The following is a 7,163-nucleotide window of genomic DNA, read 5'->3' on the forward strand; positions in this document are numbered from 1 at the left end:
CAAGAAGCGGCACCTGATTGAACTGATCGGCTACCATGACTATCTCGCCGTTGTAGCGGATAAGGGCACTCATAACACTGCCGGACTTTGCTGACACACAGTCAATGACAGCGTGTACGAGCTGGTCTTCGGTCAGCTCAATCAACCGCATTGCTACATTCTCTGTTTTCGGGTCGATGACGGCATCGACACCGTAACTTAGCAGGCGTTGATGGTGTCGTTCTTCGGCGATGGCATAGACGGTTGCGCCTGCCAGTTTTGCCAACTGGGCGGCAAATCCGCCGACGCCTCCTCCTGCCCCGGTTATTGCAATCCTTTGTCCGGGTTTGATATCCAGCTTGTCATGGACTGCCTGCCACGCCGTATAACCTGCGCAGGGCAGGGCTGCGGCCTGTTCAAAGCTGACGGAGTCGGGAATGCGGCTAAGAGCATGTGCCTTGACGGCTGTGAAGTTGGCAAATCCACCTGCCTGGCGGGGATCGGCAAAGCAGAACACCCGATCCCCCGGTTGAAAGTGGGTAACATTATTCCCGCCCACGGAGACTACACCTGCGACATCAAGCCCGATGATCTGTGGGTATTGCCAGGTGGCATAGCCCCAGCTGGCGAGTTTGTAGTCGATAGGGTTGAGGCCAACGGCCTTTACTTCAATACAGATTTCGTCCGAGGCGGGAATTGGCTTCGCGGCGCGCGACAGCTTCAGGGAGCCGAGTCCTTCCGGTTGCGTTAATTTCCATGCTTTCATGTGCCACCACTTCTGTTTATTTTTTTGTTTTAGTTTTTATTAACATAGGCCAAATTCAGCTGCCTGCTTGCCAAGGAATGAGAATAGGTGAGTAAAATCAAGATTTTCGAGGCGAAAACGAAAAAGCCTTCTCGGTGAGAAGGCTTTGAAAGGGTTTGTTGCCAGCAAAAGCGGTATGTATCAGTCCAGGCGCTCTGAAAGGTAGGCGTTGTAATCCGGGATTTCGATATCCACTTCTTCCTCAAGTTTAGGCGAAGAAATCATGAAGTTAGCGCTGGCACGGTTTGTTGCAACCGGGATATTCCAGACCGCAGAAATACGCAGAAGTGCCTTCACATCCGGGTCATGCGGAACCGCATTGAGTGGATCCCAGAAGAAAATCATTATATCGATTTTGCCCTCTGAGATAAGGGCGCCAAGCTGCTGATCGCCACCCATCGGGCCGCTCAGCAGGCAATTTACTTCAAGGCCGGTCTCGCGAGACAGCATGTGGCCGGTTGTTCCTGTTGCGTACAGTGTATGGTCTCGCAACTTGTCCTTATGCTCTGATACCCAACGCAAAAGGTGCGTCTTACAGTTGTCATGTGCCACAAGGGCAATGTGCTTGTTGGCTTGCATTGTGCGGGTCGTTACTTGCATCCAGGACTCCACTAAGATGGTGAATATTATCAATAGAAAAAACTATAAACATTAATATCAAAGCGAACCAAAGAAGTACAACCCAAAGAGTTGAAATCAAAGATGGGTAACATTAATCGCCCTAATGGGTATAGCCTGAGCTATATGGCAACGATAATATGCCAATAAATCATAGTGATGCGAGTGCTTAGCCTGTTTATCGCCGAACCTTGTGGTCGTAGACACTAAAGGCAGGCCTAAACTCTGCCGGTGACAAGGAATCGGCAATGACATCTTTTGGTAGGTGTGTCGGAGTCAGCCATTCAATTTTGGGTGACAGATCGCGCTCGATGGGTTTGTCTTCAAGGTGGCGAACGGCCTGATCGAGAGACAACATAGCCTGTTGAGCCATTTTATCGGTCGGGGCGAATAAAATTTTGCCACGACGAAGACCTCGATACACTCCGTGACTGAGGTAGGTGGAAACGATGCTGATATCGTCTGACTTGTGATTGGAGCGCAATTCACTGATTGCTACTTCTGCTGCAACCGCACCGCCAACGATATAGTCAATGTGTTGGCCACTGGCAAAAAGCTTCTGGATCAGGTTGCGTTGCAGCTCTTTGCTGTTATCTGCCCACATAGTTTTAATGATATTGATATCACTGTCCTGTACGGCATCCAGAAACCCTTGGGTAACCGGCTTGGTGCCGCCGCGCTGGGAAGGTCCCGGAAGCCAGGCAATATTAACAACACCGCTGCCGCGAGGATGGCGCTTGGCAAGAAATTCGCCTGCAGCCTGGCCCATTTCGTACCAGTCTACCCCTACTTTGGCTGTGATATTTTTGCGGATATCGGGATCGGTAACATCAATATCGTTGATTGTGGCAAAGACCGGAATTTCACCGGTGAGCTGAGACAGCATTCCCTGGTAGGCCGTGCTGTCAACGGTACCAAGAATAATGGCATCGGCTCCCCATTGGTGGCAGTCCTTGATCTGGGTCTGCTGCTTTTCCAGATGAGGGTACCCGCCAGCTTCCAGCACTTTCAGTTCAACACCGAGCTTTTTGGCATGTTCAACCATGCCGTAGTTGACCGAGAGCCAGTAGGAATCCTTCAGATGCGGGTACACGCTGCAAATTTTCCAGGGTTTAGATGCCGTTGTTAGTGGTTGATAAGTGATGGTGCGAGACTGTTTATCATCGGCAAAAGGGGGCTTGTGGGTAATGATCTCCACCCCGTAGGCCGGTTGAAAAGAAATAAAGAGTAATAAGAAAGAAAAAATTCGCATTTTATTCATGATTAATAGCATCTATACCTGCATCGCTGGCAAAATAGTAATGCTTTATTTTGTGTGGTTAAACCTAATTTTTCCTGTTGTGGTTCTTCTGTATGACATTCACTCCTAGCGGCATCGGTCGAAAACTGCTGATTGCCTTCTCGTCGATGGCCGGGCTGATGATAATTGCTGCGGTTATTGGTGTGGCTGGCTTCTCTTTGGTCGCCAAAACTGAACGAACGGTAATTAACTCCGCGGTACCAGCGTTAGCCGAGGCGCGTGAGCTTTCCGACCTCAGTACCCGGATTATTTTCACCGCACAGGTGCTGGCCAAGTCGACGACAGAGCAGGAGAGAGAGCGTCAGGGTAAAGCGCTGACGATTCACATCGAAGGGCTGAAGCATAGCTTGCGAGAGTTGGAGCAGTACTCTTTCGAATCTACCCTGGTGGGTCAGCTCGAAGATGACGTGAAGCGAATTGTCGACAACCTTGCGATGCTGGGGCTGCTTGTTGGACGGAAAATTGATTTACAGGCTCAGGTCAATACACTGACCGAAGAAATGGCCAACGCCACTTGGCAAATAGACTCTTTGTCTCAGTCTCAGGTTTCCAATGCCAATACTATTGCGGTGGCGAATGTCTCCCGCATTTACGATCTGGTTGATGCCGGTGATACGCTTGCGGTGTTTAAGGCGTTGGATAGCCTGGTCGAAGTGGATATGGATCTTACCGAGCGCCTGTTTGAGCTGCGTTTTCTCTCCTTGCAGGTGATCAATATGCTTGATGATTCCAACCGGGTCGACAGCATCACATCACTGATGGCCATCAAAGAACGCTATAACAATGCGGTTTCGGTAATGCATCATCGGGTCAAGTCGGTAGAAGACCCGAGCCGTTCGGTTCAGTTACTGGAGCTGACAAGGACATTGAATCATGGCGGGATGCTGTTTGGTACTCAGGAGCAACTGCTGTATGCCAAAAAAGATGTCGAGCGGATGGAGCAGCAAAACCTTGTCCTGTTCCAGCAACTTAACCAGACGGTGGGCGATATTATCACTGCCGCGAACGAAGGGACCCAACAGGCCGTGACACAAGTTGACGAAACGCTGACGGTTGCAAGGAACAGCCTGATTGGTATTTCCGTTGTTGGCTTGCTGGTCCTGGTTTTGATTATGTGGCGTTACGTCTATGCCCGTGTTATCAGTCGGATCAACGACTATAGCCATGCGCTGATGTCTTTGGCCCGCGGTGATTTGGAAATTCAGTTGTCTGTGCATGGTGAAGATGAGCTGGCACAGATGGGGCGGGCGATTATGGTGGCCCGAGACACGGCCTATGAGCGCCATCGTCTGGCACAGGTCGAATCAAAAATCCGTTCTGAGTTACAACAACACAAAACCAGTCTTGAACGCTTAGTTGCCCAAAGAACCAGTGAGCTGGAAAAAGCCAACTGTAAACTTAATCTGGAAGTAGAGAACCACGCCAAGGCGCGTGCTGAAGCAGAAAAGGCCAACCGGGCGAAATCTGCCTTCCTGGCGACAATGAGCCATGAGATCCGCACCCCGATGAATGGCGTACTGGGTACGGCATCGTTATTGGCCGATACAGGGCTGACGGCCAAACAGGCGAGATATCTCGACGTGATTAACCGCAGTGGTGAGTCTTTGTTGGACATTCTTAATGATGTTCTCGACTATTCGAAAATTGAAGCCGGGCACCTTGATATTCGCCTTAATGACTTTTCTCTGTCTGAGTTGGTGTCAGATGTCTACGATATGCTTGAAAGTCGTGCCCTGGCCAAGCGCATCAAGCTAGTTAGCCAAATCGAACCCGGTACCAATGATTATTGGGTAAGTGATGCAACACGGGTGAGGCAGGTACTGGTTAACCTGGTCAGCAATGCGATTAAGTTTACCGATGAAGGACAGGTGCGGATACAGGTGCGCCAGGATCCGACTTTTGCCGACGAGTTGCTCTTTGAAGTTGAAGATACCGGCATAGGTATTGCCGAGGATGAACAGAAAAGTATGTTTGATGCCTTCCAGCAGTCACTTGAAGGGCGCCAGACGATGGGAGGTACTGGACTGGGGCTTGCCATCAGCAGGCGGATTATCGAGGCGATGGGCGGTCAGATTGGTGTTCGCTCCACCCCGAACAAGGGGAGCTGTTTCTGGTTTACCCTTAAGCTACAGCCGGGGCAGCGCTCCCATGTGGTTGATAGTCAGACACAGGCTTTATCTTCTGCACACATATTGCTGGTGGAGGACAACCCGGTAAACAGCCTTGTTGCCGAAGGCTTCTTGCACCGACTTGGCCATACCGTTGTGATTGCCGAAGATGGCAAACAGGCCGAGCAGGCCTACGCAGAGCAGAAGTTTGATATCGCTTTGCTTGATATCAATCTGCCAGATACCGATGGGGTGACTTTGCTGCATAAGCTGCGACGGATCGAGGAGGCACGACACAAGGAGGCTTGGTTTGAGCCAACGCCAATGGTGGCTTTCTCTGCCCATGTATTCCGCGAAGAAGTCGAAATTTACCTGGCCTCCGGCTTTGCCGGTTTCTTGCCAAAGCCCTTGGTCGAGAAACAGCTGGTGGAGACACTGGGCAGTATTTTGTCGGGTGATAAGCGGGTCGTGGTAGAAGACAAGGTAAGCCGGGCTGTGCAAGATGACAGGCCGGGTCACGAGAATGAACAAAACCAGGAGCAGTACGAAGTGGATAACGAACAAGTGTGGCCTTTGCTGGATGAAAACGTATTGGGCAGCGATTTGAAGGTGTTGGGCGAAGCGCAGGTGAATAAGTTGATTAGCTTATTCGTCGACTCTTCCTCAGAGACCCTCGATAAGCTGCTGGTTGAGATTGATAACGGTAATTTGCAGCAAGTTTCAAGCCTTGCCCATACCCTGAAAGGGGCGGCAGGAACTATGGGACTGACAAGGCTTCACAAAACGTGCCTGGCGTTTGAGAAGTCGGCTAAAGAAGGGGATATTAGTCAGTTGGATGTCTCAGAGTTGTCAGTGGTTTTTGACGAGTCCAAGCAGGCTCTTTTTGCTGCCTTTTCTTCCTAGCAGAACCTGCTAGGCTACTGACATGTAAAGGAATATGAAAGTAAACAAGGAGGTCTCATGAGCTATGAATGGCTGATCTTTGATTTGGATGGCACGATCAGCGATCCAAAGCTGGGTATTGTCAGATCGTTTAATTTCGCCCTTGAGCATTATGGCTTTGCTCCACAAAGCGAAGCCGATATAGCGGCTTATATTGGTCCACCGTTGGATCAAACCTTCGTTCAGTTGACAGGTAACCATGATCCGCTGTTCATTGAGATGATAGTTGCCAAGTATCGTGAGCGATATGCTGAAGTAGGTTACTCAGAAAACCATCTGTATCCAAATGTGAAACAGGTACTGCTGTCATTGAAGGAAAAAGAAGGCTGCCGGCTTGGCGTCTGTACGTCAAAGCGGGCTGATTTTGCCAAGAAGATCCTGACTATGTTCAGCTTGCTTGATGTGTTTGAGTTTGTAAGCGGTGGCGATATCGGTATTGAAAAATGGCAGCAGCTTGAGTCTCTGCTTCGGTCAGGAACGATTAGTCAAAATGCCGTCATGATTGGTGACAGAGCCGTTGATCTGACTGCTGCACAGCATAATAAGTTGGACTCGGCAGGCGTGCTGTGGGGCTATGGTTCAAGGGAGGAGCTTGAGCAAGCCTCACCTACGCACCTGTTTGACCGCCCGGAGCAACTGCTTGAGCTTCTGAGTTAAGACTCCTGGCCATTAAATTGGCATTACTTATGGTTCCATATAGAAAGCAAAGCCGATGTTGACTGAACATCGGCCTATTTATTTTATCTTGTCTTTATTCAGGTTTTACCTGAACTAAAAAACTTGCTCAATAATCGCCATGTCCGCATCCAGGAAAGATGCACGCAATGCTTTTAATGGCTGATAGTCAGGATCGCGTGAGCTTTTGTTAGATAGTCACGTTGATGGGCTTCGTGATCATGAACTCAGACAAAGGTTAGCATGTATGCAGGCATGGTAATTTCCCAATTTAATCTCTATGAAGTTCATTTTCTGCAATAATACTATCTGAGCTGAAATATTTGTTTCCCTTTTCTAGAAGTGCTTGATGTTCAGCGGAATAGTAATATGCTTCAGCTTGCTCAGTGGTTGGAAATTCTAAAATAACAAACTTACCTTCTGGAAGCTTTCCTTGGATTGGCTTTACCTTCTCAGATACTGCTAGTGCTTTGCCATTATATTTTTCAATAAGGGGATGCGCTGAAAAGAGATATTCACGGTTATAAGCTTCTAAGTCATGAACCCTAACAAATGCAACCATTAATGCTGACATGGTTTTGCTCCTTCCTGTCTGATACTCAGTGTTTAAAAAAACAAGGTCTATTAAAGCTATTTTGAGGGAAATATCAAATGCAACTCCCTCATACGGGTAATGCCGCGTCAAGGGGTGAAACTAAGAGATAACAGTTACAATTCTGAAACCGCCAGTTGCTTA

6 protein-coding genes are annotated in these 7,163 nt (G+C 49.0%); 2 read left to right on the forward strand and 4 right to left on the reverse strand.

Annotation, left to right across the window (positions count from 1 at the left end; all coding sequences use genetic code 11):
* The 3 genes from MHN01_RS11550 to torT form a co-directional block, all read right to left on the reverse strand.
* On the reverse strand, positions 1–745 hold a 745-nt coding region (locus tag MHN01_RS11550), incomplete at its 3' end, for a zinc-binding dehydrogenase (protein WP_239411489.1).
* A gap of 180 nt (positions 746–925) precedes the next feature.
* The gene (locus tag MHN01_RS11555) at positions 926–1,384 is read right to left on the reverse strand and encodes a methylglyoxal synthase (protein WP_239411490.1); all 459 of its coding nucleotides are present in this window, start codon (positions 1,382–1,384) and stop codon (positions 926–928) included.
* A 196-nt stretch (positions 1,385–1,580) separates the two neighbouring features.
* Entirely contained in the window at positions 1,581–2,654 is a 1,074-nt protein-coding gene (gene torT, locus MHN01_RS11560; RefSeq protein ID WP_239411494.1) for a TMAO reductase system periplasmic protein TorT, read from the reverse strand.
* Positions 2,655–2,755: 101 nt separating this feature from the next.
* On the opposite strand from torT, the gene torS reads away from it, so the two are divergent.
* Both torS and MHN01_RS11570 read left to right on the forward strand, forming a co-directional pair.
* Complete coding sequence (torS, locus tag MHN01_RS11565) at positions 2,756–5,713, forward strand: TMAO reductase system sensor histidine kinase/response regulator TorS (protein WP_239411491.1); 2,958 nt, start codon at positions 2,756–2,758, stop codon at positions 5,711–5,713.
* Positions 5,714–5,770: 57 nt separating this feature from the next.
* Complete coding sequence (locus MHN01_RS11570; RefSeq protein WP_239411492.1) at positions 5,771–6,409, forward strand: HAD hydrolase-like protein; 639 nt, start codon at positions 5,771–5,773, stop codon at positions 6,407–6,409.
* Positions 6,410–6,698: 289 nt separating this feature from the next.
* Here MHN01_RS11570 and MHN01_RS11575 read toward each other — a convergent pair whose 3' ends face one another.
* Entirely contained in the window at positions 6,699–7,001 is a 303-nt protein-coding gene (locus tag MHN01_RS11575; RefSeq protein ID WP_239411493.1) for a DUF1330 domain-containing protein, read from the reverse strand.
* Positions 7,002–7,163 lie beyond the last annotated feature (162 nt).

Origin of the sequence: Photobacterium sp. OFAV2-7, from assembly GCF_022347985.1 — a bacterium.
Taxonomy (GTDB): Bacteria; Pseudomonadota; Gammaproteobacteria; order Enterobacterales; family Vibrionaceae; genus Photobacterium.

What these genes read in the sequence shown, in the direction of transcription:
- MHN01_RS11555 (WP_239411490.1), bottom strand. Translation starts at nt 1,384, where the DNA reads ATGCAAGTAACGACCCGCACAATGCAAGCCAACAAGCACATTGCCCTT.
- torT (WP_239411494.1), bottom strand. Translation starts at nt 2,654, where the DNA reads ATGCGAATTTTTTCTTTCTTATTACTCTTTATTTCTTTTCAACCGGCC.
- torS (WP_239411491.1), top strand. Translation starts at nt 2,756, where the DNA reads ATGACATTCACTCCTAGCGGCATCGGTCGAAAACTGCTGATTGCCTTC.
- MHN01_RS11570 (WP_239411492.1), top strand. Translation starts at nt 5,771, where the DNA reads ATGAGCTATGAATGGCTGATCTTTGATTTGGATGGCACGATCAGCGAT.
- MHN01_RS11575 (WP_239411493.1), bottom strand. Translation starts at nt 7,001, where the DNA reads ATGTCAGCATTAATGGTTGCATTTGTTAGGGTTCATGACTTAGAAGCT.